The 26793-nt window shown below is 71.8% G+C and carries 21 protein-coding genes and 1 pseudogene; 17 read left to right on the forward strand and 5 right to left on the reverse strand.

The window, feature by feature from the left end; translation table 11 throughout:
• Positions 1-96: 96 nt before the first annotated feature.
• The 7 genes from BN6_RS49570 (at position 97) to BN6_RS14165 (ending at position 10355) form a co-directional block, all read left to right on the forward strand.
• Positions 97-2286 carry a HAMP domain-containing protein gene (locus BN6_RS49570; protein WP_148302868.1) on the forward strand — a complete coding sequence of 730 codons (2190 nt, stop codon included), beginning with the start codon at positions 97-99 and terminating at the stop codon, positions 2284-2286.
• Positions 2283-3983, forward strand: coding sequence for a poly-gamma-glutamate synthase PgsB (gene pgsB / locus BN6_RS14140; RefSeq protein WP_015100335.1), 1701 nt, complete (start codon positions 2283-2285; stop codon positions 3981-3983). Before BN6_RS49570 ends, pgsB begins: the two co-directional genes overlap by 4 nt.
• Positions 3980-4465 (forward strand): poly-gamma-glutamate biosynthesis protein PgsC/CapC, encoded by a 486-nt coding sequence (locus BN6_RS14145; protein ID WP_015100336.1) that lies wholly within the window; start codon positions 3980-3982, stop codon positions 4463-4465. Before pgsB ends, BN6_RS14145 begins: the two co-directional genes overlap by 4 nt.
• Positions 4466-4487: 22 nt before the next feature.
• Positions 4488-5501, forward strand: a complete 1014-nt coding sequence (locus BN6_RS14150) for an NlpC/P60 family protein (protein ID WP_015100337.1) — start codon at positions 4488-4490, stop codon at positions 5499-5501.
• Positions 5502-5671: 170 nt separating this feature from the next.
• Entirely contained in the window at positions 5672-9439 is a 3768-nt protein-coding gene (locus tag BN6_RS14155; protein WP_015100338.1) for a tetratricopeptide repeat protein, read from the forward strand.
• Positions 9436-10101 (forward strand): hypothetical protein, encoded by a 666-nt coding sequence (locus tag BN6_RS14160; RefSeq protein ID WP_041312772.1) that lies wholly within the window; start codon positions 9436-9438, stop codon positions 10099-10101. Before BN6_RS14155 ends, BN6_RS14160 begins: the two co-directional genes overlap by 4 nt.
• 65 nt (positions 10102-10166) lie before the next feature.
• On the forward strand, positions 10167-10355 hold the full coding sequence (locus BN6_RS14165) for a hypothetical protein (RefSeq protein WP_015100340.1): 189 nt from the start codon (positions 10167-10169) through the stop codon (positions 10353-10355).
• 108 nt (positions 10356-10463) lie between these two features.
• On the opposite strand, the gene BN6_RS14170 is transcribed toward BN6_RS14165, so the two are convergent.
• The gene (locus tag BN6_RS14170) at positions 10464-10904 is read right to left on the reverse strand and encodes a hypothetical protein (RefSeq protein WP_015100341.1); all 441 of its coding nucleotides are present in this window, start codon (positions 10902-10904) and stop codon (positions 10464-10466) included.
• Positions 10905-11057: 153 nt separating this feature from the next.
• Here BN6_RS14170 and BN6_RS14175 point away from each other — a divergent pair, with 153 nt between their 5' ends.
• From BN6_RS14175 to BN6_RS14205, 7 genes are all read left to right on the forward strand, one after another.
• Positions 11058-11420, forward strand: coding sequence for a GntR family transcriptional regulator (locus BN6_RS14175; protein ID WP_015100342.1), 363 nt, complete (start codon positions 11058-11060; stop codon positions 11418-11420).
• Positions 11417-12310 (forward strand): ATP-binding cassette domain-containing protein, encoded by an 894-nt coding sequence (locus BN6_RS14180; RefSeq protein WP_015100343.1) that lies wholly within the window; start codon positions 11417-11419, stop codon positions 12308-12310. The genes BN6_RS14175 and BN6_RS14180 overlap by 4 nt, the downstream gene beginning before the upstream one ends.
• The gene (locus BN6_RS14185; protein ID WP_015100344.1) at positions 12307-13002 is read left to right on the forward strand and encodes a hypothetical protein; all 696 of its coding nucleotides are present in this window, start codon (positions 12307-12309) and stop codon (positions 13000-13002) included. Before BN6_RS14180 ends, BN6_RS14185 begins: the two co-directional genes overlap by 4 nt.
• 127 nt (positions 13003-13129) lie before the next feature.
• Complete coding sequence (locus BN6_RS14190) at positions 13130-13495, forward strand: hypothetical protein (protein ID WP_015100345.1); 366 nt, start codon at positions 13130-13132, stop codon at positions 13493-13495.
• Positions 13486-14271: a hypothetical protein gene (locus BN6_RS14195; protein ID WP_041312776.1), complete on the forward strand. Its 786-nt coding sequence runs from the start codon at positions 13486-13488 to the stop codon at positions 14269-14271. The genes BN6_RS14190 and BN6_RS14195 overlap by 10 nt, the downstream gene beginning before the upstream one ends.
• A 448-nt stretch (positions 14272-14719) precedes the next feature.
• A complete protein-coding gene (locus BN6_RS14200) occupies positions 14720-15283 on the forward strand; it encodes a papain-like cysteine protease family protein (RefSeq protein WP_015100347.1) in 564 nt (187 codons plus the stop codon).
• 10 nt (positions 15284-15293) lie between these two features.
• Positions 15294-16148, forward strand: coding sequence for a hypothetical protein (locus BN6_RS14205; protein WP_015100348.1), 855 nt, complete (start codon positions 15294-15296; stop codon positions 16146-16148).
• Positions 16149-16215: 67 nt separating this feature from the next.
• Here the strand turns inward: BN6_RS14205 and BN6_RS14210 are convergent, their stop codons facing one another.
• Positions 16216-17229 (reverse strand): metallophosphoesterase family protein, encoded by a 1014-nt coding sequence (locus BN6_RS14210; RefSeq protein ID WP_015100349.1) that lies wholly within the window; start codon positions 17227-17229, stop codon positions 16216-16218.
• Positions 17230-17429: 200 nt separating this feature from the next.
• Here BN6_RS14210 and BN6_RS50200 point away from each other — a divergent pair.
• A pseudogene (locus tag BN6_RS50200) lies at positions 17430-17582 on the forward strand (CbrC family protein); the annotation flags it as partial.
• A 156-nt stretch (positions 17583-17738) separates the two neighbouring features.
• Here the strand turns inward: BN6_RS50200 and BN6_RS14215 are convergent.
• Positions 17739-18704 (reverse strand): helix-turn-helix domain-containing protein, encoded by a 966-nt coding sequence (locus BN6_RS14215; RefSeq protein ID WP_015100350.1) that lies wholly within the window; start codon positions 18702-18704, stop codon positions 17739-17741.
• 122 nt (positions 18705-18826) lie between these two features.
• On the opposite strand from BN6_RS14215, the gene BN6_RS14220 reads away from it, so the two are divergent.
• Positions 18827-19729, forward strand: a complete 903-nt coding sequence (locus BN6_RS14220; protein ID WP_015100351.1) for a helix-turn-helix domain-containing protein — start codon at positions 18827-18829, stop codon at positions 19727-19729.
• A gap of 171 nt (positions 19730-19900) precedes the next feature.
• A complete protein-coding gene (locus tag BN6_RS14225) occupies positions 19901-22735 on the forward strand; it encodes a S8 family serine peptidase (protein ID WP_015100352.1) in 2835 nt (944 codons plus the stop codon).
• Between the two features lie 71 nt (positions 22736-22806).
• Here BN6_RS14225 and BN6_RS14230 read toward each other — a convergent pair whose 3' ends face one another.
• On the reverse strand, positions 22807-24699 hold the full coding sequence (locus tag BN6_RS14230; protein WP_015100353.1) for a tachylectin-related carbohydrate-binding protein: 1893 nt from the start codon (positions 24697-24699) through the stop codon (positions 22807-22809).
• On the reverse strand, positions 24696-26567 hold the full coding sequence (locus tag BN6_RS41900) for a tachylectin-related carbohydrate-binding protein (protein WP_051075561.1): 1872 nt from the start codon (positions 26565-26567) through the stop codon (positions 24696-24698). The genes BN6_RS14230 and BN6_RS41900 overlap by 4 nt, the downstream gene beginning before the upstream one ends.
• Positions 26568-26793: the final 226 nt, after the last annotated feature.

The following is a 26793-nucleotide window of genomic DNA, read 5'->3' on the forward strand; positions in this document are numbered from 1 at the left end:
AGCGCGATCGGGGGGCGCACCCACTACAAGGGTGACGGTCGGAGAGAGTTCGTGCGCCACAAAAACACTACTGTCCGTGACGAACGGCTGCGCCGTTTGCAAGATCAACTGTGGGAGGCGAGGTTCCCGGCGGCGGTCCGGCGGATGCCCGCGGCGCTGCTCGTCCTGCTGCTCGCGCTGGCGGCGGCCACCGCCGTGCTGCTGAGCGCGGACACCGACGAGGAGGTGCCCGCCGCGTTCCGCCTGTCACAGCAGGAGATCGCCGCCGGGGTGGCCCGCTCGATCGGCGCGTCGGCCAACCAGAGCCTGAACGACCTGCGTGCGGCGTCGGTGGGCACCCGCGGCGAACCGGGCCAGGTGCTGGACGCGCTGGTGCGCAACCGGCGGTGGCGCGGTGCCGCGGTGCTCGCCGAACCCGGCCGCTCGCTGCTGGCAGCCCGCGGTGAACAGGTTCCCGTGCAGGCGATCCCGGCGAAGGTCGAGGGCACTTCGGTGACCGCGACGGTCGCCGTCAACGGCGAACCGGTGCTGCTCGCCACCACCGTGCTGCCCGACGGGCGACTGCTGACCGCGACCACCGCGCTGCGGCTGCCCGAGCCCGACACCGACCCGACCCTGCGGCAGTCGTTCCTGCTCGCCACGTTGTCCGGCAAGGTGGTCGACGCGGCGGGCCCGCTCGGGCAAGGCCGGACCCCGCAGGTCGACCGGCTGGTCGCCGACGCCGCCAAGGCCGCGGCCGAGGAACCCGGCGTGTTCCTCGGGTCGCCGGTGGACCGCGTCCAGCCGACCTTCGCCCACGTCCGGGTGGCGCCGGCGGGCAGCCCGGGTGCCCTGGACCTCGCCGTGGTCGCCGTCGCCGACGGCCCGCTGCACCGCGGCTCGCCCGAAGGCTCGGGCCTGGTCCCCGCCACGATCCTCGCCGCGCTCGCCGTCGCCGGGTTCGTGATCGCGCGCCGCGTGATCACCGCGCCGGTCGTCGCCGCGCGGGCCGACCTGCTCGCGCTGGCCTCCGGCGACCTGGACACCGTCGTGCGGCCGGCCAAGCCGGCCGAGGCGGCCCGGATCGTCGCCGCCGCCAACCTCTGCCTGGACCGGCTGACCGGCGGCCCCGGCGACGTGGCACCGGTCGAAGGGCGGCGGATCACCGCCCGTGCCACCGCGGTCGCCCTCGCCGCCGCCGTCTTCGCCTGGTCGGCGGGGGTGCTGGTGGCCTACCGCCCGGCCGAGGTGGACATCCCCGCCGGCGTCGTGGCCAGCGTGCGCGCCCAGACCGCCAAGGCCACCGAAGCGTTGCGCCGCAGCATGAACGACGGGCTGGCCGACCTGGAAGCCCTGGCCGCCGCCACCAGCTCGCCGGACGCCCTGCGGGCCGCGCTGGTCCAGGTGATGACCGACCAGACCCGCTACCGCAGCCTCTACCTGGTCGACTCCTCCGGCCGGCCGCAGGAGCCCGTCGGCCGCCCGCCGCTGCGCATCGGCGAACCGCCGGCCGCCGACGCGGGCCTGCGCCAGCAGAACCAGGCCGGTCGCGTGCCGGTGATCTTCGCCGAGGTGCCGCTGCCCGGCGGCTCGACGCTGATCGGCGAGTTCGACCTGGAGCACTTGGTCGGCCTGCTGCGCCAGGTGCCCGGTGACGCCCGCCTGGTCGACGCCGACTTCCGCACCATCAGCGCCACCACCGGGTTCATCGCGTTCTCCCAGATCACCGACCAGGGCCTGCGCGACAGCGCGGGTCGGGCCCGCGGCGGCGCCCCGGTCGGCGACGTGCAGACCGGCGAGGACGGGGTCGGCATCGTCTCGGCCGCCGCCGTCGTCGGTGGCGAGGTCGGCGGGCTGGGCTGGACCGTGGTCTCCACCAAGGAGGGCTCGGAACTCGCGCTGCCGGTCAACGACGCCCGCAAGTACGCCCAGCTGGTCGCCCTCGTCGCGGCGCTGATCGCGCTGTTCGGCTACGGCTGGCTGGTGTTCTCGGTGCTCGGCCCGCTGCGCCGGGCGTCGCACGCCGCCGACCGGCTGGTCCGCGGCGACCTGAAGTCGGTCATCTACCCGCAGCGGCACGACGAGGTCGGCACCATCGCGTCGTGCCTGGAGATCTGCCGCCAGGCGGTGACCCAGGGCCCCGACCGGCTCGGCGAGGTGCGCCGGCCGCGCGGCGCGGCCACCGACCCCACCCAGCTGATGAAGCCGGTCGACAAGCCGGCCGGACGCGTCCCGCCGCCCCGCCCGGCCCGGCCGCGCCCGGCCGAGCGCCGCCCGTCCGCGAGAGCCGGGAAGGGGCCGGCGTGACCTACCTGTACGTCGTCTTCGTCGTGCTGTGCACGGGGACGCTGGTCGCCGGCATCCTCGAACAGCGCCGCCACCTCGCCCAGCTCGACAGCATCGAGCACCGGGTCCTGGTCAACGGCATCCGGGGCAAGAGCTCCATCACCCGGCTGTGCGCGGGCGCGCTGCGCGGCGGGGGCCTGGTCACCACCGCCAAGACCACCGGCACGGCCGCCCGGTTCATCCACCCCGACGGCAGCGAGGAACCCGTCTACCGCAAGTGGGACATCGCCAACGTGGTGGAGCAGATCGGCATCGTCCGCCGGGCCGCCGCCTACCGGTCCGACGTGCTGGTCATCGAGTGCATGGCCGTCATGCCCGACCTGCAGGAGATCAACCAGAGCAAGCTGATCCGGTCCACGATCGGCGTGCTGTGCAACGTCCGGGAGGACCACCTGGCCGAGATGGGGCCGACCCTGGACGACGTGGCGCGCTCGCTGAGCCGGTCCATGCCGGTGGGCGGGGTGTGCGTGACCGCCGAGCGGGACCGGCTGCACATCCTGGAGCAGGAGGCGGCCAAGCGGGACTGCGAGCTGATCTCCGTCGACCCCGAGTCGGTCACCGACGAGGACATGGCGGGCTTCTCCTGGGTCACGTTCAAGGAGAACGTCGCCATCGCCCTCAAGGTGGCCGAATTGCTCGGCGTGAACCGGAGCCTCGCGCTGACCGGCATGTGGACCGCGCCGCCGGACCCCGGCGTGCTGTCGGTGCAGACCCGGGCGGTCGGCGACAAGCGGATCAAGCTGGCCAACGTCTTCGCGGCCAACGACCCGGAGTCGACCCTGATGAACATCGAGCGGCTGCTGGAGCAGGGCGCCATCGCGCGGCCGCTGCACGTGGTCGTCAACTGCCGGCCGGACCGGGTGGAGCGCAACCGGCAGATGGGCGCGCTGATCGCCCGGATCGACCCGGACCGGGTGGTGCTCATCGGCGAACCGACCCGCAGCGCTTTGTCCACGGTGGACGAGCAGTGGCGGGACCGGGTGACCGACCTGGGCGGCGCGCTGGGCCCGCAGGAACTGCTCGACGGGATCATGGCGAAGATCGACTCCACCGCGTCGTTGGTGGCCATCGGCAACATCCACGGCCAGGGCGAGGTGCTGCTGGAGGTCATCGAGCACCTGGAGGAACCACCGGAGGCGCCACCGGTCGAGCCGGCGCGTGCCCAGGAGGTGCGTGCCCAGGAGGTGCGTGCCCAGGAGGTGCGTGCCCAGGAGGTGCGTGCCCAGGAGGTGCGTGCGCAGGAGGCCAGGCCTGAGCCGCCGCGAGCCCGCCCGGCCCGGCCCGGCAACGGCGCGCCGGTCCGCCCCGCGCCGGACGGTCCGCGGCGGCCCCAGCCCGACGCCCGCCGCGCGCCGGGTGACCGGCAGTCACCGCCGCGTCCCACGCCCTCGGACGCCGCGCGCAACGCGTCCGCCGAGACCCGGTACCTGGACCCCGGCCGGCCGGTCCGAGAGCGGTCGCCCCAGCCGCCGCAACCGCCCCAGCCGTCGATGCCGCTGCCGCGGCCCCAGCCGCGCCCGGCGCGCCGACCGGCCCCCGAGGTGCCCCGCGAAGTGCGCGGCAACCTGTTCGACCCCCCGGCGCACCAGCCGAACGGTCACCGCGCGCCGCGCCGACCCGACCAGCGCCCCGCACCCAGACCCCCGGAGCAGTCGTGACCAACGGAGCCCTCCTCCTGCCCGAGGTGGCCACCCTCGGCCTGGCCATCGGCCTGGTGTTCTCGCTGGCCTGCTACCTGACCACCAACCTGTCGCCCGGCGGCATGATCACCCCTGGCTGGCTGGCGCTGACGCTCGTGGAGGACTACCGGCGCGCGCTGCTGGTGGTGGTCATGAGCGCGGTCACCTTCGGGGCGGTGAAGCTGTTGCAGCGCGTGGTGATCCTGTACGGCAAGCGGCTGTTCGCCGCCGTGGTGCTCAGCGGCGTGCTGCTCCAGACCACCCTGTTCATGCTGATCCAGAGCGACTTCCCGCTGCTGTTCGCGCACCAGACCCTCGGGTTCGTGGTGCCCGGCCTGATCGCCTACCAGCTCGTCCGGCAACCACCGCTGGTCACCCTGCTGGCGACGGGTACCGTCAGCGCTGCCGGCTACGGTGTGCTGGCCAGCGGGGTGCTCATCGGACTCGTGCCCTCGGTCTGAGGTTGCGGCGGGAGAGGTGCGGGTGGAACGGCGACCGGTTCTGGTGGTGTCGGTGGGGGTGGCGGTCGTCGCCGCGCTGGCGATCGGGGTGGCGGCCTGGTGGCCGGACGAGTCGTCCGAGGCCGGCCCGGCGTCGCCGCCCGCCTCGGTGGAGGTCGAGGCCGAGCACCTGGTGTACGAGCGCCTGGCGGACCCCGCCCGCACCGTCGTCCGCGACGACGCCGGCACCGTCCTGGCCGTGTTCACCGACGACGCGCGCACCGCGGTGCTCACCGGTCCGCGCCGGTCCTTCAGCGAACCCAAGGCGACCAAGGCGACCGTCAACACCTCGTCGTGGGTGCGGCTGCTGCCGCAGCCGTGGCGGCCCGGCGCGGAGGGCGAGCCGTGGTTCACCGAGTGGTACGCCGGCGCGCGCCACGACGTCAGCCCCGATGTGCTGGCCATCGCCACCGAGTACCTGATCGACACGCCCGCCGGCACCGACGACAAGGGCGTCCGGTTCCGCGGTGACGCCTCGTTCGGCCCGGTGAAGGCGTCCGGCGCGGGCCGTCAGGAGCAGTCGGACTTCTACGACTACCTCGGTGTGCCGTGGGACTTCCCCGACGGCGTCGCCGCACAGCCCGAGACCGGCCGCTACGGCGCGGTCGACTGCTCGGGCTACGTGCGCCTGGTGTTCGGCTACCGCCTCGGCATGCCCCTGCTCGGCACCAACAACGCCGGGCCGGGCATCCCCCGGCGCGCCTACGCCATCTCCGAGTCCGGCCCGGGTGTGCCGCTGGTGCCCAACGAACGCCGCCGGGCCACCGACCCCAGCCGGTTGCAGGCCGGCGACCTGGTGTTCTTCGAGGTCGAGGACGACCCCGACACGCTCGACCACGTCGGCATCTACCTGGGCCTGGACGACGGCGGGCACCACCGCTTCGTCTCCAGCCGGGAACGGATCGACGGCCCCACCCTGGGCGACGTCGGCGGCACGTCCCTGCTCGACGACGGCGGCTTCTACTCCACCGCCTGGCGCTCCGCCCGCCGGCTGTGATCCCGGCACACCGCCGCTCGACCTCGCGACCCGAACCACCGGGCATTCCCCAGGACCGACGCCCCGTCGAAATCCGCCTGGGCGTGATGACCTCCGGCCGGCGTGAAACAGAACGGTGCCGCGTGGCGATGGCTGGGTAGTCATGTTGCCTGCGCCAAGATCGGAAGCCGGTGCCGATTCTCCGATTGGCCGACGACCTCGACCCCACCTCGACCGCCGGAGCAGTGCGCTGGACGTTGCACTCCGACACCGGAGCCGACCTCGGTTCCCACGTCTGCGCGGTGGACGACGGTGTCCGGGGTGTCGAGCGGGCGCTCGCGTTGTTCGAGGGCACGGCCGGCACCCCGGACGGCCGGTCCGAGGTGCCCGCGAACACCATCGCGACCACCGGCCGCTGGGTCCGTGACGCGGTCCTGGGCCCGTTGGCCGGCGTGCTCCGCAACTCCGGGGAACCGGTCGTCGTGGAGCTGCCGGTCAGGCACAGCGCACTTGCGGCACTCCCGCTGGAGTTGGCGCTCGCGGGGGACGACGGTGTCCCGCCGCCCGTCGTCTTCCGGCTGCTGCCGGAGAACGAGCGGGTACCGCCGGCCGAGGCGGGCAGCGGAGCGCTACGGGTGCTGGCGGTCCTGTGCGCGCCTCCGGGCTCGCCGGGCCTGGGCACGTGGCGTGAGCGGCGGATGCTCACCGAGCTTGCCCACCGCCACGGTTCGGGCGTCGAGCTGACGGTGTTGCAGTACGGCGTGACCGTCGAATCGTTGACGGCGTGCGCGGCGGACGATCGCGGCTGGGACGTCATCCACTTCGGCGGGCACGGCGACTCCGGCCACCTCGCGTTCGACGACAGGGCGGGCGGTGTCCGGAACGTGACCTCGACCGAACTGGCGACGGCGTTCGCGCCACTGCGCGGACGGGTCGGGCTGGTCGTCGCGGCCGCCTGCCACTCGGCCGCGGAAGCGCTGGCGGGGTTGCGGCTCTCGTTCGGGATGGCCGCGGAGCGCGCGTCCACGTCCCGGTACCGAGCCGAGGACGGCAGTGTCGCGAGCGTGCTGGCGACAGCGCTCGACACCACCGTGATCGCGTTCCGGCACCCGCTTGACGACGCCTACGCGATCGAGTTCTGCGGTCAGTTCTACCGGCAGGCCGTCGACCATGGAACGGACTTCGCCGCCGCCGCCCGTGCCGCGTTCGTCGCGGCTCGACCGCTCCTGCGGCACCCCGCGCTGGGTATGCCTGTCACGATGTCGTCAAGTTCTGCGCCGCAACGGCTTCGCCCCCTGACGGCGGGCGCTCCCGCCACCGGGCCGCTCGCCGCCGGGACCGTGTTCGCGGGTCGTGCCGGGGTGCTCACCGAGGCCGCGCGACTGGTGACCGGGCCGGTTCCGTCCCCAGTGCTCACCCTCGCCGGTCCACCCGGTGTCGGCACGTCGGCGTGCGCCGGTGAACTGGTCACCGCCAGGGCCGACCGGTTCGACCACGTCATCCGGCACGTGGTGCGGCGGGAGGGGCACGACGGCGAGTCGGCGTTCGCCGCCTTGGTGGTGGCGTTCGACGACGCCGTCGACGGCGCGGAACTGGGACGCCTGTTCGGCGGCCCGGACGGCTCGCGGGCCGCGTTCACCTGGCTGGCCGACATCGCCGCCCGCCGCCGGCTCCTGCTCGTGCTGGACGACGTCGATCCGCTGCTGGACGCGGACGGTCGCTGGAACGATCCGCGATGGCGTGCGTTCGTCTCGGCCATCACCGGGCAAAGCGGGCACGGCCGCGTCGTCCTCACGGCCCGGCAGCCGGTGCACGAGCACGACGCGCACACCATCCCGGTACCGCTGCTGACCCAGGACGAAGCGCTGCTCCTGTTGCGGGAGTTACCGCACTTCGGCACGTTGCTCAGGCGGACCGCCGCCGAAGACCGGAAATCGATCACGGACCTCCTTCGCCGCATCCTGGTCCTGGCCGAGGGACGTCCGTACCCGTTGCTGCTGGCCGAGGCCGCCGCAGGCTCCGTCCACTCGCTCGCGGCCTTCGTGCACGGCGCACGGCCTGGTGACACCGGACTCGCAACGGACACCGCGATGTGGGTGGACCGCGTGTTCGCCGGACTGCCCGAACACCAGCAGGCGCTCCTGGTCGTCATCCACAACTTGGCCGAGTACGACCGCAACGACGAGGTCGCAGGCGCGGTGCTCGACGTGGTGGACCATCTGGCTGCCCACCTTGACGAGGAGCAAGGCAGCGCGTCCGAGAAGCCCGCTCTCGCGGTGAACCCGGTCGATGTCCGGCCCGCTGCCGCTGAACTGGTCAGAGCCGGCCTGTTGCAGGAAATCGGTACCGCGCCGAAGCAGTACCGGCTGCCCATCGCCGTCGCCGGCGTGTGCGACGCGGTCGCGGGCGAGTCTGCCCGCGATCAGGTGCGGGTGGCCGCGGTGCTGTGGTGGCGCGGTGTTCTGCGTTCGGCCGTCACTCGTGACCACCGCGTCCTCGACGCGAACCGACAGGCTCAGGCCCTGGTCGCGATGGTTCCGTACCTGGCGGACTCCGACATCGACTCCGCGTTGCGGGCCGCGGAGCACGGCATCACCCTGGCCCCGGCGTACCGGACGGCAGCACGGCTGCACGAACCCGTCGAGGCGCTGAACGCAGGGCCTGGTGCGAACACGACCGCGAACATCGTGCTGGCGCGGCTGTTCATGCACCTGGCCCCGGACCACGCCGCCGATCGACTTCGGGAGTTGTACTTCAGGTTCACGGCGGCACGGGAACCGCGTGCGGCGCTCGTCGCGGGGTTCCACCTGATCGAGCTGACCCGCCGTCGTGGCCGATGGACGGCGGAGTTGGTGGAGCTGGCCGATTCGCTGCCGGAACTGAGCGACGAGGCGGGTCTCGGCCCGTGGTCGGCGGTGTCCCAACGGGCCCGGCGCGCGGAAGTCTGGTTCGAGACCGGGCGGCGTGCGGAAGCGGCGCGCGAACTGGAGGCCGTCGAACGCCTCCTGCCGAACCTGCCTGCCTTCACCGGGCGGAACGAGAGCACCACCCCCGACAGCGTCCGCGTCGGCGTGACGCAACTGCGGCGCAACATCGAGTTCCGCTCCAGCGAGTGGGAACGCGCGCTGGAGAGCAACGCCGCGCTGCTCGCAGGCCAGCTGGCGCTCAAGGCCGACCTGACCACGTTGGCGAAGACCAAGTTCAACGACCACGAGCCGTTGCGACGGCTCAGCCGCCTGCCGGAGGCGGAAGTCCTGCTGCTCAGGTGCGCTCGCACGTTCCGCCAGGCGGGCGAGACCACCATGCTGGCCGCGGTGTACGGGGCGTTGGGTGACGTGGCCCGTGATCGCGGCGACCCGCGAGCCGCGCTCCTGCACCTGCGTGATGCGCTGCGGTACGCCTACCGGGTGGGCGACCTCGAACTGATCGTCATCACGCACGTGAAGCTCGGCCACATCTACCTGGTACCGGAGAACAACTCGCCGCTGCACGCGCACGCACACCTGATCGCCGGTGTCGCGCTGAGCGAGGCCGCGAGCCGTGACCACCGAGACCCGTTGCGCACCGACGCCGAGGCGCTGCACGGACTGCCCGCGGGCGGGATCCCCGAGCCGGGCGCCGTGGCCCGGTTGATCGACGCGCCGCGCCGCGACGTCACGCGGGTGTGGCAACGGGCAGGTGTCACGGCGGATCACCTGACCGCCGCGACCGGGCACACCGTCACGGCTGACTGGGCAGCCGCCGACATCGCGAAGATGACCACCCTCCTGGAAGAGGCGACTGGGTTGACCGACCCCTTGAAGGACGAACAGCGCCGCCACGAAGCCGAGGACGACATCGGCACGGCGGGAGATCGCGGCAGCCCGCCGAAGGAGGAGCTGTGCGGGTGGTGCGAGCGCCCGGTGGCGGGGAAGCACGAGGAGGGCTGCATCGCCGTCCCGCGAGGCGGCGCCCGGTGAACCCCACCTCACCCGGCGCGGAGCGGCCGGCCGAGAACTGGCGCATCGACAACCCGGTGGGTGTCGTGGAAGCCGACCGCGCCACCAGCACGGCAGCCGCACCGATGCTCGCCGGTTTCTCCTTCGCGTCTGCGGTCGTGCTGCTGACCGCCGAGGACAAACCGCAGTGGACCGAGCCCGCGCTCACCTGCTTCTTCCTGGCGGCCGCCGCACTGCTGTTCGCCGTGCAGTTCGGAAACGCCGGCCTGATGTACAGCGCCGGCCCCGCCGAGCGCCTCGCCTGGTTGCCCGACCCCGACAACGTCGCCCACGTCGAACTCGCGAAACGGGTCCAGCACCGCGATTCCGCCGTGGCGGCGCGTTTCCGACGCCGTGCACGGGCCTGCTACGACACCGGCGTGGTGCTGCTCATGGTCGCGTTGACCGTGGCGAGCGTGCCCGCCGACTGGAACGTGTGGCGGATCGTCGTGGTGGCGGTGCTCTCGGTGGTGGTAGTGCTCGAACTGCTGTGGATCGTCGGCGGCCGGACGCGTTTGCGGGCACGGTGGCTGTTGCCCGACTACAAGTCCGTCGGCCGCCGCCTTCCACGACCGGCCGTCCCGCCGGCGGCTGACGAGCCGCAGGACGGGGAAGCGCGGCCGGATCGCCAGGCACCTTCGTAGGAGCCGAGTTCTCGTTTTTGCTGCCGAAGGGGTGAACGGTTGGATCGGCGAAGGTCGAGCGATCGATGGACGACGACAGCGCCTACCGGGTCGTCGCGGAATTGGTGCGACAGCAGTCGTTAGGGGAAATCCTGCTGCTCAGCCGCGAGCACCACCTTGACGTGAGCGCGCGTCACCGTCTCGTCAAGTTCTACGCACTCTTGAAGTGCGCGGAGACCCTTCGGTACGACCAGTTCCGAGGTTTCCCGGCTTGATGGACCGCTGCCACCCGCATGTCGATTCGGGTCGGGAGCCGCGAACGGCCTCATGAGCCTGCCGCTCACTCGCTGAGTGCGACAACCGGCACCCAGGACAACCGGCACTCAGCGGCGGCCGGTGGACAGGACGACGAGGTACTGGCCGCCGCCCGCTTCGACGGCGGCGGTCACCGGTAGGGCCGGGGTCAGCCGGGAGAACCGGTCCACCAACCAGTCGGCTGCCTCCTGGGCGTCCTGTTCGGTCGGGCAGCGGGCGACCAGCTCGCGGCCTCCCTTGCGTTCCAGGCGTCCCGCGACGGTGATCAGGGGTGCCGGTTCGGCGACGTGCAGGCGGTCCGGCCAGGGGATGACGACCTTGACCGCGCCCTTGCGGGTGTTGCACCCGCGGTGTGCGAGCCGCTCGGCGAGCTTGGCCTTCCGGTCCGCGGTCCGGCTGTCGACGCTGGGGCCGCGCGGGTCGTTCACCGACATGTCGGGGTCGACCGGTTCGTCGCACACCCAGCAGCGCCAGCCGTCGCGTTCGGCCACGTCATCGAGGAGGCTCATCCGGGCAAACTAGCCTGCCGGCCGCTGCCCGGCGCACCGCACCCACGTGAGCGCGGGCAGCCTGCTCGGCCGGGGTTTGACTTCCGGACCCGTTGGTTGCATGGTTAGCTACATGAGTAACGAACCAACGAACCGCTCGGTTCGGTGGTCGGCGTGAAGGACGACGGGCGACCGCTGTTCCTGCGGATCGCCGAGCAGGTCGAGAACTCGATCGTGGACGGCACGCTGGCGACGGAGGCACAGGTGCCGTCGACCAACGAGCTCGCCGCCTTCCACCGGATCAACCCGGCGACCGCGGCGAAAGGCGTCAACCAGCTCGTCACCGACGGGATCCTCTACAAGAAACGGGGAATCGGCATGTTCGTCGCGGAGGGTGCCCGCGAGCGGCTGCTGGAGCGCCGGCGCGAGAGCTTCGCCCGGCAGTACCTGGCGCCGCTGATGGCGGAGGCGGACAAGCTCGGCCTGGCCGCCGACGAGCTCAAGAAGATGATCGACGGGTGGGGGGACCGGACGTGAACGTCGTGCGGATGGACCGGGTGACCAAGCGGTACGGCCGGGTCACCGCGCTCGACGGGGTCGGCATCACCCTCGCGGAGAACACGATCCACGGCCTGCTCGGCCGCAACGGGGCCGGCAAGACCACGGTGATGCAGATCCTCACCGGCCAGCGGTCCGAGACCTCGGGCACGGTCGAGGTCTTCGGCCGGCACCCCTACGAGAACCCCGACGTGCTGGCGAACGTGTGCTTCGTCAAGGAGAGCCAGCGCTACCCGGACAAGTTCAAGGTCAAGCACGCGCTGCGGGCCGGCGGACTGCTGTTCCCGAACTGGGACGCCGATTTCGCCGCGTCCCTGGTCGCGGAGTTCGGGGTGCCGGTGAACCAGGTGATCGCGAAGCTGTCCCGGGGGCAGCTCTCGGCGGTCGGGGTGATCATCGGGCTGGCGTCGCGGGCGCCGCTGACCCTGTTCGACGAGCCCTACCTCGGCCTCGACGCGGTCGCCCGCCGGCTGTTCTACGACCGGCTGCTCGCCGACTACGCCGAGCGGCCGCGCACGGTGGTGCTGTCCACCCACCTGATCGACGAGGTCGGCGACCTGATCGAGCACGTCGTGCTGATCGACCAGGGGCGCGTCCTCATCGACGCCGACGCCGAGACCCTGCGCGGGCAGACCGTGACGGTGACCGGGCCGGCCGACGCCGTCGACCGGTTCGTGGCCGGGCGCACCGAGCTGCACCGCGAACGGCTCGGCGGGGTCCTGCGGGTCACCCTGACCGGGGTGCCGGAGCGTCCCCTGGACAGCGGGCTGGACTTCGAGCCGGTGTCGCTGCAACAACTCGTCGTGCGGGCCACGCAGCCGAACGGGCGGCCGGTCGCCGTCGACCCCGGACAGGGGCGGCACCGATGAACCGCGTGCTCGACGTCGCGAGGATCCAGTTGGTCAACTGGGTGGTGGTGCTCTGCTTCCCCTTGGCACTGCTGGTCTGCCTGCCGGTGCTCGGCCTGGTCATCGACAGCGCCAACGCCGAACCCGGGACCACCGACCACCAGATCTTCCTGCTGCCGTCGCTCTACCTCATGGTCGGCCTGACCCACCTGCAGACGATGACCCAGGTGTTCCCGTTCGCGTTGGGGCTCAGCGTGACCCGCCGGACCTTCTACGCGGCCACCGCCCTGGTCGTCGTGGCCCAAGCGGTGCTGTTCGGCCTGCTCCTGCTGGTGTTCCAGCGGGTGGAGCGGATGACCGACGGCTGGGGCCGGCACATGCGGGTCTACGGGCTGGACTACCTGGTGCAGGAGAACCCGATCGCCCAGTGGTCTTCCTACGCCGCGCAGTTCGTCGCGGTGTCCGCGCTCGGCGTGTTCGCCGGTGTCGTGTTCCACCGCTGGCGGCAGACCGGGATCCTGGTCGCGATCGTCGGCGGCGTCTCGCTGTTGGCCGGTGCCGGTGCCCTGGTCACGAAGCAGGGCTGGTGGCCCGCGATCGGCCGGTTCTTCGCCGACCAGCCCGACATCGCCGTGGTCGCCGGCTACCCGCTCGCGCTCGCCGCGGTGATCGGCGGTGCCGGCTGGCTGGTGATCCGGCGCGCGACGCCCTGAAGACCCGAGCGGCGCGCCGGTGGTCGGCGCGCCGGCCGGTGGTCGACCACGCCCGGCCGTATCACAGCGGCTCCCGGCGGCATCCGGTTGCTGTGGAGAACACCGAAGGAGACCGCCGGGAGCGCACATGAGCAGGACAGTCATAGCCGTCGCGATCGTGTTGATGGCCACCGGATGCGTGCAGGGCAAGACCTCCCCGCCCGGACCCCGGAACCAGGCACCGACCGGCCCCGCCGCGCCGGCGCCCATCAAGATCCCGCAGTACCAACAGCTCGGCCTGCCGCTCACCGACGAGATCCGCGCCGGCATCGAGGACGACCTGAGGGCCGCCTGCGGTGACGGGACGCTGTGCGTGGACATCGCGTTCGAGGTCGCCGACCCGCCGCCGGAGTTCCCCTCGCAGGAGGGGGAGTGCGCGATCATCAAGTCCCCGTCGGGCACGGTGCAGCGCGGCGGGACGGTGACCTACGTCGTGGACGCCCCGTGTCCGTGACCGAGCCCGGCAAGGTGCTCGCGTCGATCGGCCAGGTCGTCGCCCCCACGACGGTGGCGACCGGGCTGATGTTCTTCTTCGGGTGGTCGCACGCGTTCTGGTTCTTCGACTACTTCGGGGTGCACGCGTCGACGCTCGAACTGTCCGTCCACGACTACCTGATCCGCAGCGTGAACGGCCTGTTCGTGCCGCTGGTCGTGGGAGCGTTGGCCGTGTCGGCGTTGCTGTGGCTGGGAAAGCGCGACTTCACCGCGCGATGGCTCACCATCGGCGCGACGGCGCTCGGCGTGCTGCTGACGGCCGTCGGCCTGGTGAACGTGTTCGGCTGGCGGTTGTTCGCGGTGCACTTCGCGGTGCCGCCGCTGTGCCTCGCGGCCGGAGTGCTGTTGTTGGCGCACAACGGGAAGGCCCGTGGCGTGGCGGTGTGGACGGCGGCATTCGTGATGATCACGCTGAGCCTGTTCTGGGCGGTGAACGACTACTCGGCCGCTGTCGGGGTCGCGCAGGCTCGGGCCGTGCAGGCCGAGTTGCCGACCTACCCGGAGGCCGTGCTGTACAGCGCGAAGTCGCTCAACCTGCGCGTGTCCGGCGTGCGGGAGACCGATTACGGCACGCCGGACGCGGCCTACCGGTACCGGTACGACGGGCTGAAGCTCGTGGTGCGCTCGGGCGGCCAGTACCTGTTCCTGCCGGCGTCCTGGGCGCCGGGGTCGGGTGTGGCGGTGCTGGTTCCGCGCACGGACTCGGTGCGGGTGGAGTTCGGTCCGCGCGGCTGACCGCCCCCCACACCGCTCGTGTAACGGCCAAAGGTTGTTCACCCTATCTGGTTTCGCGAGGGGTGTAGAATCAGCGAATTTCGGCGGGTGTTCGTGGGTGGGGCCGAGCGGCGATCGGTGTCTCCGGTGTCACCTCGCGGTGTTCCGGTAGTCCTTGTGGGGCCGTTGTCAGGGCGCGGACAGTCACCTTCAGCCGGCTACGGCACCGTAAAGAGTGTTGCGTTGCAACGATCGTGGGGTCGGGTGGCGAGTTCGGCAACAGGTCCCGTCGTGGGTTGTCGGTGTTCGAGGGCCTTCGGTTCCGGGCTGCCGGAGGTCGGTCCGGGTCGTGTTCCGGGATTCACTCTTGCAGGCGTACTTCCGGCTTCGAGCCTGTGTGGCCGGGGCTTTTCGCGTTGTCATGTCACTGCGGATCGCCCGGCACTCGTGCGCACGGGAAGGCAGGAAGATGGGTAGGTTCAGGTTCTCGACCGCGGTTTCGGCCATCGCGCTGACGGCTTGCGGGTTGCTCCTCGCCGGCGGAGGTGCGGCTCAGGCCGAAGCCGGCTATGACTCCATCACGATGTTCAAGCAGGAGAAGACGCAGTGGTGTTGGGCCGCCTCCGGCCTGACGATCGCCAAGTACCACGGGGTCGGCAGCACGCAGGCGGACTTCTGCACCCGGGCCCAGCCCTACTACGGCTGCAACAACCAGCCCGCCACGCTCGACGACATGGCCAAGGGGTGGGGCAGCCTCGGCATGAGGAACACCGGCTCGGGGCTGAACAGCGCGGCGTCGTTCAACCAGGTCTACACCGACGTCAAGGCGTCCCGCCCGCTGGGCGCGCGCATCGGCTGGACCTCCGGCGGCGGCCACATGAACGTCGTCTACGGGTTCGACACCTCGAACAACACCATCGGCGTGGCCGACCCGTGGCCGGACACCACCACCTACACGTGGTGGAACTACAACGACTACGTCAGCAACAGCTCGTTCAAGTGGACCCACTCCCGGATCGGCATCTCCCGTTAAGGCAGGCGACATGCGTGAAACACCGACGTCCGGCGCGCCAGCGGCCTCGCGCCTCTCCCGCCTCGCCGCCGTCCTGGCACTGAGCGCGTCCGCGCTGCTGTGCGCCACCGGCCCCGGCCACGCCGACCCGCTCCCGGCGGACATCCCGGACTACCAAGCCGCCCTCGACGCGGTGAAGTCGCCCGCCGTGCGCGACGCCGTCTGCCGCTTCCTGAGCGTGCCGGTGCCGCAGGGCGGTTCCGACACACCGCAGTCGATCCCGGACAAGGCCGAGGCGTGCGAGGGCATCCCGGCTTTCACGCTCAAGAACCCGTTGGCGGTCAACGAGATCACGCCGGGCTTCGTCGCCGGCACGTCCCAGCCGGTCGCCACCGAGGCGGTCCGGCTGAGCCACCTGGTGTCGTCGTTGGAGGCCTCCGTCGGCGGCCGCCAGGCCACCGTCATGCTCGCACCCACCCAGGGCGGCGGCTGGCACCTGGCGGCGGTGCGCGAGGGCGACAGCGACGCCGGCTTCGCCGGCAAGGCCGAGGTGGGCAGCCTGGTGTTCACCGAGCCGCAGATCCGCGGCTGGTACCAGCTCAAGCTGCTCACCGTCTCGCCGCTCAACGACCAGGCGCGGGAAGGTCTGGGCGGTCGGGCGTCGACGTCGCTGGGCGAGTACCAGAAGCTGGTCAAGGAGCGTTACGCGGACAAGCTGACCGGGTCCGAGTACGACACCAAGGGCTTCTCCAGCGGCTACGCCACGGCGGGCCGGGAGGCGGAGGGCTCCTCGGCGCCGTGGGTGGTCGGCGGTGCGAGCGCGGCGCTCGTGCTCGCGGGTGCCTTCCTCCTCCTGCACCGCCGGCGGCGCGACACCACCGGCTGAGCCCGACTCCTCCGCCCCCGCTCGCCGACGTCGGCGAGCGGGGGCGGAGGAGTCGCCGGAGGGCGGGTCAGAGGCTGTCCCGCAGCGGCACGGTGATCTGCTTGAGCCACGTGCCGGTGGTGAAGTCGCGCGCCTTGATCACCACGGCGCGGAAGTACACCTCGACCTGGAGGCCCTGGTTGAAGCTGCCGCCCAGGGAGACCTCGCCGCCCTTGCCGTCGTCCACCCAGCCGGTCTGCACGGCACCGGTGTTGACCACGGTGAAGCCCTCGAGGTTGCCGCTGCCCGGGACGACCCGGCGGGTCACCCAGTCGGAGAGGGTGAGGTCCCAGTGGGTGTGGCCGGAGAACAGGAACACGTCGCGGTATTTGCCGAGCACCGACAGCAGCCGGTCGGCCTGGAGGTAGTCGTTGAGGTAGAGCTTGTTGCGGGTGCCCGAAACGGTGTTCGGCAACGGGTGGTGGGTCAGCACCATCACCGGCTTGCGCCAGCGGTCCCAGTACGCCAGTCGCTGCTCCAGCCAGCTGAACTGCTGGTCGCTGATCCACACCTCGTCCCACAGCTTCGGGTCGTGGTAGTGGGAGTAGCGCTCGGTGCCCAGCGACAGCACCGGCACCCCGCCGAAGGACGTCTCGGAGTAGACGGTGTTGCGCCCGGCGAAGTTGTAGAAGCTGCGGAACAGCGAGTCCTCGGTGGTGCCGTTGGGCCACGTGTCCTGCGCCAGGGTGTCGGGGTCGCGCCACTTCGGCACGTAGAACTCGTGGTTGCCGATGGCCCATGCCACGTTGCGCGGGTGCGGGTGCTTGTCGAGCACCGACCGCACCTGGGCGTACTCGAAGTCGTAGCCGCGCGGGGTGATGTCCCCGGCCACGCCGAGCCCGGCGCTCTTGGGGTTGATCGCCTTGATGTCGTCGAGGGCCTTGCCGAAGTCGGCGAGGTCGCCCTGGATGTCGCTGATGATGTTGAACCGCACGGCCGGGCCGAGCGGGTCCCGGCCGGGTGCGGCCTCGGCCCCGGTTCCCAGCGCGGTGGTCGCGGCCAGCGCCCCACCCGTGGCCAGCATGAACGACCTGCGATCCATCGGACACCCACATTCGGTTGCACCGGTACGAGAACGGTCCGAAGGTAGGATGTTTCAGGTGATCGTCGGTGACATCGCGTCGACCCGGGCATGTACGCGAAGGTAACTTCAGGTTTTGGTCGTGACCAGGCACGACACCCGGTCACCGGAGCCGGGCCCGGTCAGGCGGTCCCGATCAGACGGTCGGTCGTAGCTGCCGGGTGGAGTCGCCGCCGTCCTTCCGGTTCGACCCGAACGCCTACGAGTTGAGGTTCGTCGTTGCAGAGCCGGTGCGCTGCTCGTGCTGCGAGCGCGACCGGCGGTACAAGGGCAGCTTGTACACCGTCGCGTCCGGGGTGCGGCTGTGCCCGTGGGGCATCGCGGGGTCCTGGCTGGCTGATCACCGCGCCGACGGCGGCGGCATCCCGCTCGCGGTCCCGCTCACCGGCGGCCACCTCGACGACGTCGTCAGCCTGGAACCGCTGCTGGACGCGGTGCCGAACGTGCGTGGCCCATGTGGGCGTCCGCCGTCAGACCAGGCCGCGGCGCGCGGCGTGGATGCCGGCCTGGAAGCGGGTGGTGGCGTTGAGCTCGTCCAGCAGCGCCGACATCCGGCGGGTCATCGTCCGCTGGGTGATCCCCAGGGAGCGCATGATCGCGGCGTCCTTCATGCCCGCCGCCAGCAGGGCGACCATCTCCTTGTCGCGGTGCGTGCCGCGCAGGGCGGTGCCGATCGGCGTCGCGCGGTCCCAGAGCAGGTCGAAGCAGGCGACCAGCGCGTCCAGCAACGGCGAGCGGTGCACCAGGATGCGCACCCCGGTCTCGGCGGCCTCGAAGCTGCCCGGGATCAGCGCCGTGCGGCGGTCGGCGATCATCATCTTCAGCCGCACGTCCGGCAGCGCGCGGGCCTCCTCGCCGGCCTCGGTGTAGCCCGCGATCTCGGCCAGCCGGGCCGGGTCTTCCAGCGCCGGCAGGTGGTAGATCGTGCGGTAGGCGACGCCGCGCCGCAACGCCTGCAACTCCGCCACGTTGTGCTCCGGCGCGCCGCCGAGGTACGGCGGGCAGTCGATGAGCAGCACCTCCTCCCGTGCGGCCAGTTGGAGCTGGGCGATGTGGTGGCGCACGGCGGGGCCGCCTTCGAGCAGTTCGACCAGGTCCCCGGGTTCGCCGCGCGGCGCGTCCTCGTACTGCGCGGCGAGGCGGTGGGTGGTCGCGCGCAGGCGGTCGAGCTGCTCGGTGCGGCGCAGCGCCAGGGCGTCCAGGGCCACCTGCGGCGGCGCGGGCACGTACCGGGCCGGGCGGCCGGCCAGCTTGGTGACCAGCCCGGCCGCGATCAGGTTCGCGGTGGCCCGGGTCAGCCGGCTGGTCGGGAGGTCGATCGCGGCGGCGAGCTGCCCGGCGTCGGAGCGCGGCTCGCGCAGCAGCGCCAGGTACACCGCGCCCTCGGTCGGGCCCAGTCCGACGGGCTCCAGGAATCCGGCGTCGACAACGTCCACCGGGCCGAGTGTAGGTCGCCGGCCAGTTCTGGACAGTGGCCGGCAGTGACCTTCCCGGCCGTTCGACCACGGTCTAGCTTGGGCATCTCTTCGCTGCGGGCACCGATGGTGAACGGACGACGATGAACAGAGAAGTGCGACGGCTGCTGCGCACCGGCCCGTTCGAGGTGGCGCTCGACGCGGCCATCGAGGCCTCCGGGCTGACGCTGGACCGGCTGTGCAGCCGGTTGGCCGACAACGGTGTCACGGTGAGCCGCACCGCGATCTCCTACTGGCGCAACGGTCGCAGCCGCCCCGAACGCGCGGAGTCCCTGGCCGCGCTGAGCCGGCTGGAACAGGTCCTGGGCCTCCCCACGTCGTCCTTGGTCGTGTTGTTGGGCGCACGGCGGCCACGCGGACGTTCCGCCGCCCGCCCACCCGGCACCCTGTCGCGGCGCGCGCTGTGGCCGTCGTGCGGGCCGCTGCTGTCCGGGCTGGACAGCTCGCCCGACGGGCAGTTGGAACTGCTCAGCGTCGGCGACGCGCTGATCGTCGACGAGCACACCGGCGAACGCCGGCAGCGGACCCGGCTGGTGGTGCGGGCCACCGCAGACCGGGTCGACCGCCACCTGGTGTGCCACGAGGTGGACGACGCGGCGTTCCCGGCGCCGGAGTTGGTCGGGGTGGCCCACGCGCGCCGGGGACGCGTGCGGCGCGACGCGTCCACCCGCTCGATGGTCGCGGAGTTCCTGTTCGACCGGCCACTCGGCCGGGGCGAGCTCACGGTCGTGGAGTACGAGGTGCGCCTGCCGGACGGGTTGCCGCTGGACCACTTCTACCGGCGGTTCCCGCGCCCGGTCGGGCTGTACACGCTCCAGTTGCGGTTCGCGGGACGGCCGCCGGGTCGGGTGCGGCGCTACGACCGCACCGGGCTGCGCGGCCCGGAACAGCACGTCGAAGAACTGTGGTTGAGCGCGGCCGGCACCACCGCGCTGGTCGCCCCGGCGGTGCGGCCCGGCACGGTCGGGGTCCGCTGGGAGTGGTGAATCGTCGGAAAACTGTTTCGCGATCCACCCCCTGACGTGCGGTTTCGTCGCTGTTGTGACGGTCGGAGGGACGGGGAACAGAGAGGTTCAGGTTCTGGTCGCCGCCGACTAATTTCCGGTTCCCACGCTCCGGGCCGATTACGGGCGCGGAGCCGGAAAAGGAGTGGATCAATGCCCTGCACACCACGATCACTGCTGACGGTGGTGACCGCGCTCGCCCTGGTGGCCACGACCGCGCTCGCCGCCCCGGCGTCGGCCGCCGAGCCGGAAGGCCCGGTGCGGGTCGCGGCGAAGAACCCCGTGCCCGGCGTCTACATCGTCAAGCTGAAGGACCACGCGGGCACGGCCGGCGCGGCGAGCACCGCGGACGCCCTGACCCGGCGCTACGGCGGCACCACGACCCACGTGCTGGACAAGGTCATGCGCGGCTTCGTGGTGGAGGACCTCGACGAGCGGCAGGCCCGCCGGCTCGCCGCGAACCCCGACGTCGCCTCGGTGACGCAGTCGGGCACCGCCCGCGCCGCCGACGTCCAGGACAACCCGCCGAACTGGGGGCTCGACCGCGTCGACCAGCGCGACCTGCCGCTGGACCGCAAGTACGCCTACCCGGCCAACGCGGGCGCGGGCGTGAACATCTACGTGGTCGACACCGGGATCCGGTTCGGCCACCAGGAGTTCGAGGGCCGCGCGAAGTACGCCGCGGACTTCGTCGTCCCGCCCACCAACGGCAACGACTGCGACTCCGCCAAGCAGGGCCACGGCACGCACGTGGCGGGCATCGCCGGCGGCAAGACCCGCGGCGTGGCCAAGAAGGCGACGCTGTGGGCGGTGCGCATCCTCAACTGCCAGTCCAGCGGCAAGGACAGTGACATCGTCGTCGCCGCCGAGTGGATCGCGAAGAACGCCGTCACACCGGCGGTGGTGAACATGAGCGTCTACGCCGACGACCCGACGGTCGGCGTCGACGCCATCAAGGGCGCGGTCGCCGCCGGCGTGCAGTGGTCGCTGATCACCGGCAACAACGGCGGCAACTCCTGCGACTACGGGCCGGGCAGCCGCGTCGACACCGGCGTGCGGGTCGCCAACGCCACCAGTTCCGACCAGCGCGCCGGCGACTCCAACGACGGCCCGTGCACCGACCTGTTCGCGCCGGGCAGCACCATCGACTCGTCGGTCAACACCTCCGACACCTCCTACGGCCAGAAGTCCGGCACGTCCATGGCCGCGCCGCACGTGGCGGGCGCGATGGCGTTGCGGTTGGCCGAACAGCCCTCCGCCACGCCCGCGGACCTGAAGAAGTGGGTGGTCGACAACGCCACCACCGGCAAGATGACCAACATCCGCACCGGCACACCCAACCGCCTGCTGCACGTGCCGAACGCGCCGCAGCCCGGCAACGACTTCTCCATCGCGGCCAACCCGGCGTCGGTGTCGACCGACCCAGGGGCATCGGTGGACACCACGATCGCCACGGCCGTCACGCGCGGGTCGGCGCAGAACGTCGCGCTGTCGGCGAGCGGCCTGCCCTCGGGCGTGACGGCGACGTTCGCGCCCACCTCGGTCACGGCGGGCAGCTCGGCCAAGCTGACGTTGAGCGCGTCGGCGTCGGCGACTCCCGGCACCTACCGCGTCACCGTGACGGGCAAGAGCACCGACGCCACCCGTGGCACCGACGTGACGCTCACGGTCAAGGGGCAGGTCCCCGACGACTTCAGCCTCACCACCAACCCCGCCAACGGTTCCGTGCCGGCGGGCTCGTCGGCGTCGACCACGGTCGGCGCGAGCGCGGTCACCCGCGCCGACACGGGCGCGAGCCCGGCCGTCATCGGCGGGACGCCCACCACGGTCGCGAAGTACCCGTTCATCATCTCGCAGCACCGCACCGGCGGCGTGCGCCCGCAGGAGCAGTCCTGCACGGGTTCGGTCGTGGCCAAGCGCGCGGTCCTGATCGCCGCGCACTGCAAGTTCTCCGAGGGCGACCCGAAGTACCTGGTGTACGGGCGGGACGACCTCGCCGACACCGCGACCGGCAGCCGGGTCGAGGTCGAGGAGTACCGGACGCACCCGGACTACAACCCCGGCGACGGGTGGCGCACCGGGTACGACGTCGCGGTGATCTTCACCAGGACCGACATCCCGGTGCCCGCCGGGACGTCCTTCCCCGCCATCGCCCGCTCCGGCGACACCCTGCCGCTGGGCACCCGGGGCACCGCGATCGGCTACGGCAAGACCGATTCGCAGGACGCGCAGCGCAACTCCAAGCTGCGCGAGGTGGTGCTGCCCACGGTGGAGGACCAGAACTGCAAGAACATCAACTCGCAGTTCGACGCCCGCTACATGTTCTGCGACGGCTACGGCACCGGCACCACCGGCCTCTGCCAGGGCGACTCCGGCGGCCCGTACTTCCACAACGGCAAGATCTGGGGCGTGTTCTCGTGGCTGCGCACGGACTGCGCCTCCTACAACGCGCACGGCAAGCTCTGGGGCGTCATGGGCGACTGGGCCAACGAGCAGATCGGCGGCACCCCGCCGACCGGTGACATCGCGCTGTCCGCCACGGGCCTGCCCTCCGGTGCCACCGCCACCTTCAGCCCGTCCGCCATCGGGACCGGCGGCAGTTCCACGCTCCGGATCGCCACGTCCGCGTCGACCCCGCCGGGCGAGTACCGCGTCACCGTCAGCGGCACGCGCGGCACGGTCACCCGGCAGACCGTCTACACCCTGACGGTCACCAGCGGCAGCACCAAGATCACCCTGGCCGACCCCGGCACGCAGACCACCACCAGGGGCAAGCCGGTCAGCCTGCCGTTGACCGCCACCGGTGGCAGCGGCGGCTACCGCTTCACCGCCACCGGCCTGCCCGCCGGCCTCTCCGTCAACGCCACCACCGGGGTCATCAGCGGCACGCCGACCACGTGGGCGAACTACCACCCGACGGTGACCGTGACCGACGGCTCCGGCGCGAAGGCCGCGGTCTCCTTCTACTGGTTCGTGTTCCCCAACTAGCCGACTGGAAGGAGGAGGCGGGTGCTCCCTCGTGGGAGCACTCGCCTTTCCGCGCTGTCAACCGGGAGTGGTCACTTCCGGCCGGTCGCGCCCCGGAAGGTCGTGCCCTGCTCGGCCGACGCCGAGGACGGGCCGGGCGCGATGTAGGAGGTGAGGACCAGACCCTGCGGCGAGCGCCAGGTGAAGATCGGGCTGCCGTCGGCGAGGGTGAGGCCGGTCGGGTCGGTGGCCGTCTCCTCCCAGTACTTGATCTGCCAGGCGCTGAAGCCCGCGGCCGGGGCGAGCTGGCTGGCCTGGTAGACGTAGTTGTCCGTGCCGCGCACGGCCAGCTCCACCAGTCCGGTGCCCCGGATCACGGCGGCCGGCGAACCGACGCCCGCGAGGCTGCCGACCGCCGTCCACGTGCCGGGGAACACGCCCGAGGTCTCGCGCTGGGTGTGCACGATCCCGTTGGAGCGGCGCGTGAACACCTGGAGGTTGCCGTTCTGGTGCGCCACGACGGCGGGCTTGCCGGTGGCGTCGGTGCCGACGGTCCGCCACGTGCCGACCACGTCGCCGGTCAGCCGCGCCGCGCGCACCGAGTTGTCGGTGAACCGGGCGACGACGTCGATGGCGGTTCCGTTGCGCAGCACCGAGAAGTCGTTCGACAGCCCGGTGGCGGCCAGCTTGCGCCACGGCAGCCAGCCGCCGTTCGCGGCCACCTGCGCCCGCCGCCACAACTGGCCCGAGCCGTCGACCGCGTACACGTTGAGCACGTTGTCCGAGTCGGCGACCACGGCCGCGTCGCTGGTCAGCCAGCCGTCGTGGGCTGCCTCGGCCGCCCACGGGCCGTTGGCCACCGACTGCGGCCGGCCCCGGAACGAGGCGTCGTCGGAGCTGTTGGCCAGCACCTGCAGCTTGTTGTCGCCCTGCCTGGCCGAGCCGGGCGTGCCGGTGAACACCTGGTGACCGGCGAAGGTCTGGTACTCCAGGATGCTGAAGTCGTTGGCGTACCGCTGCTTCGCGGTGGTCAGACCGCCGACCTGGTTGACGTAGAAGTAGTTCACCAGCCCGTCGCCGCCCTGCACCGCGGACGACGCCGCGCCCAGGTTCGCCGGCACCGCCGGGCGCTGCGGCGAGGTGCCGCCGACGATCTTGCAGGCGTTGGACTTGCCCTCCAGCTGCCAGTCGCCGTACCAGCCGCCGTTGCCGACGATCCGGCCCGCGTCCACGGCCCAGGTGCCGTTCCCGGTGTAGCGGTACCACTTCACCTGCTGGGCCGCGCCGTCCAGGGCGTAGAAGACGCCACCGCCGACCGACGCCACGTCGTGGAACTTGTTCCAGCCGCCGTCGCCGATCTGCCGGTCGGACTCGATCCAGCGCTGACTGGCCGCGTGGTAGACGTGGAGGACCAGCTTGTCGTCGTGGGTGCGGGCGAAGATGGTGCCGTCGCCCGAGGCCCAGATCATGTTGTAGCGGGCCGCCCAGCCGGTCGCCAGCGTCCGGTCCTCGTAGGACCAGGTGCCGCCGGTCTTGGTGAACCGCCGCCAGTGCAGGTTGCCGTCGGCGGCGATGCCGTAGAAGTCGCCGAGCGAGTCGACCACCAGGGTGTTGCGGCTCCAGCCGGTCCAGCCGGTGAGCAGCACCTCGCCCGCGCCGCCGTTCTCCCAGGAGCCGCCCAGCCACCGGGCGCGGCCGAGCTGGCCCTCGGGCGTGAGCTCGTACACCGCGCCGTCCGGGCCGCCGAGCGTGATGCCGTCCCAGGTGTGGCCGATGCCGTACTGGTCCTGCCAGTCGGGGGTGCCGACCTCGGGCTCGTTGTGCTGGTAGAGCGTGAGGCTGGTGTCCGGCTTGCGCACGAAGATCGGCACCGAGGTGTCGCACTGGAGCGTCTCGACGCCCGACGCGGCACCGGTCGGGCCGACGACGGTGATCGTCGTCGCCGCGAGTGCCGCCAGCAGGGCCGCTGGTACGAGTCGTCTCATCGCTTGGCCGCCGTTCCGGTGAAGACCCGGGCCGCGAGCGACCCGGTGCTGATGTAGGAGGTGAGGATCACGCCCTGCGGGGAGCGCCAGGTGAAGATCGGGTTGCCGTCGGCGAGGGTGAGGCCGGTCGGGTCGGTGGCGGTCTCCTCCCAGTACTTGATCTGCCAGGCGCTGAAGCCGGCCGCGGGGGCGAGTTGGCTGGCCTGGTAGACGTGGTTGTCCGTGCCGCGCACGGCCAGCTCCACCAGGCCGTTGCCGGTGAGGACGGCGGCCGGCGAGCCGGTGGTGGCGAGGCTGCCGATCGCGGTCCACGTACCGGGGAACGCGCCGGACGTCTCGCGCTGGGTCTGCGGGATCCCGCCGGTGCCGCGCGCGAAGACCTGGAGGTCGCCGCCCTGGTGCACCACGAGCGCGGGTCTGCCGGTCGTGCCGGTGCCGACGGTCCGCCACGCGCTCAGCGCGCCGTCGTAGCGGGCCACGCGCACCGAGCCGTCGGTGAACCGCGCCGCGATCTCGGTGCCGGTGCCCTTGCGGGCCACCGTGATGTCGGTCGTCAGGCCGCTCGCCGTGATCGGCTGCCACGCGTTGTACGCGCCGTTGACGGCGATCTGCGCGCGCCGCCACAGGCCGCCGGAACCGTCGACGGCGTACTGCGCGATGGTCGCGTCGGACTGCTCGACGAGCACCGGGTCACCCAGCATCCAGCCGCGCTGCGCGGTCACCGGGTCCGTGCCCCACGCGCCGTTCTTGACCTGCTGGACCCGGCCCCGGTACTCGGCGTCGTCGGAGCTGTTGCCCAGCACCTCGAAGCGCCCGTCCTGGCGCAGCGCCGCGCCCGGCTGACCGGTGAACTGCGAGTGGCCGGTGAACGCCTGGTACTCCAGCACGCTGAAGTCGTTGGTGTAGCGCTGGGTCGCCCGGCTCAGCCCGCCGGCCGGGTTGGTGTAGAACCAGGACACCTTGCCGTCCGGCCCCTGCCGCACGGTGTTGCCCGCGTCCAGGCGCTGCGGCACGGCGGGCCGGGTCGGCGCCGGGTGGCCGGTGATCCTGCAGTCGTCGGTGGTGGCGACCACGTCGAGCTCGCCCCACCAGCCGTGGCCGACGAGCTTGCCCACGTCGCGCCCGGTGTCGGCCCACGTGTCGGTGGCCTCGTCGTAGCGGTACCAGAGCATCTCGGGATTGTTGTTGTTCAGCCACGTGGCGTAGAGGACGTCGCCGCCGGGCGAGAAGATGCGGTTGAACATGTTCCAGCCCACCCCGGCGGGCTTGGCGTACTGGGTGAACCGGTCGGACGCGGCGTGGTACCGGAAGCGGTACAGCTCGCCGGTCGGCTTGCGGGCGTAGAGCACGCCGTCGCCGGCGGCGGTGATGGAGTCGTACTGGTTCCAGCCGGTGTCCAGGACCTTGCCGCCGCCCGTCTCGGCGGTCCACCAGCCGGTGGCGTCGTCGCCTTCCCACACGAACACCTCAAGATGCCCGTCTGCGTTGATCTCGTACAGCCGGCCCTTTTCGTCGACGGTCACCTTGTTGCGGTGCGCGGCTTCGGAGTAGCGGCCCCAGCCGCTGCCGACGACGCGGTACTGCTGGCTACCGAAGTTCACCCAGCCGTTCTCGGTCCAGCGCAGTCGCCGCAGCTCGCCGGTCGCGCCGACCAGGCTGTACATGACCCCGCCGGGGCCCGCCAGGGTGCGGCCGACCTCCCACCCGCTGCCGATCCCGTTCTGCTTGACGCCCCAGTCGAAAGTGCCGTTCTCCGGGTCGTTGTGCGGGTAGCGGAAAACGCTGCCGGACGGCGTCACGCCGAAGATCTGGACCGCGCTGTTGCAGTTCAGAGTCGCTACCGCGTGGGCCGTGGGAATGCTCAGCACGGTGCATCCGAGAATGGTTCCGAGCGTGATGCCCAGTGTTCTTTTGAGCAGGCTTGCGCCAACTCTCGACATGTGTACCCCCGTTGGTCGACCAGTCGGGTCGCTCGAGGGGACCGTAGCCCAGGACGCGGTGTTGGACCAGTACCCGCAGGTTAGGGTTACTTGGAGTCGTGAGCGAGTCTCGCTTTCGGCCATTCGGGTCATGCTGATCACCTGCTCCGCTCGG

The sequence above is a fragment of the Saccharothrix espanaensis DSM 44229 genome, assembly GCF_000328705.1.
GTDB lineage: Bacteria > Actinomycetota > Actinomycetes > Mycobacteriales > Pseudonocardiaceae > Actinosynnema > Actinosynnema espanaense.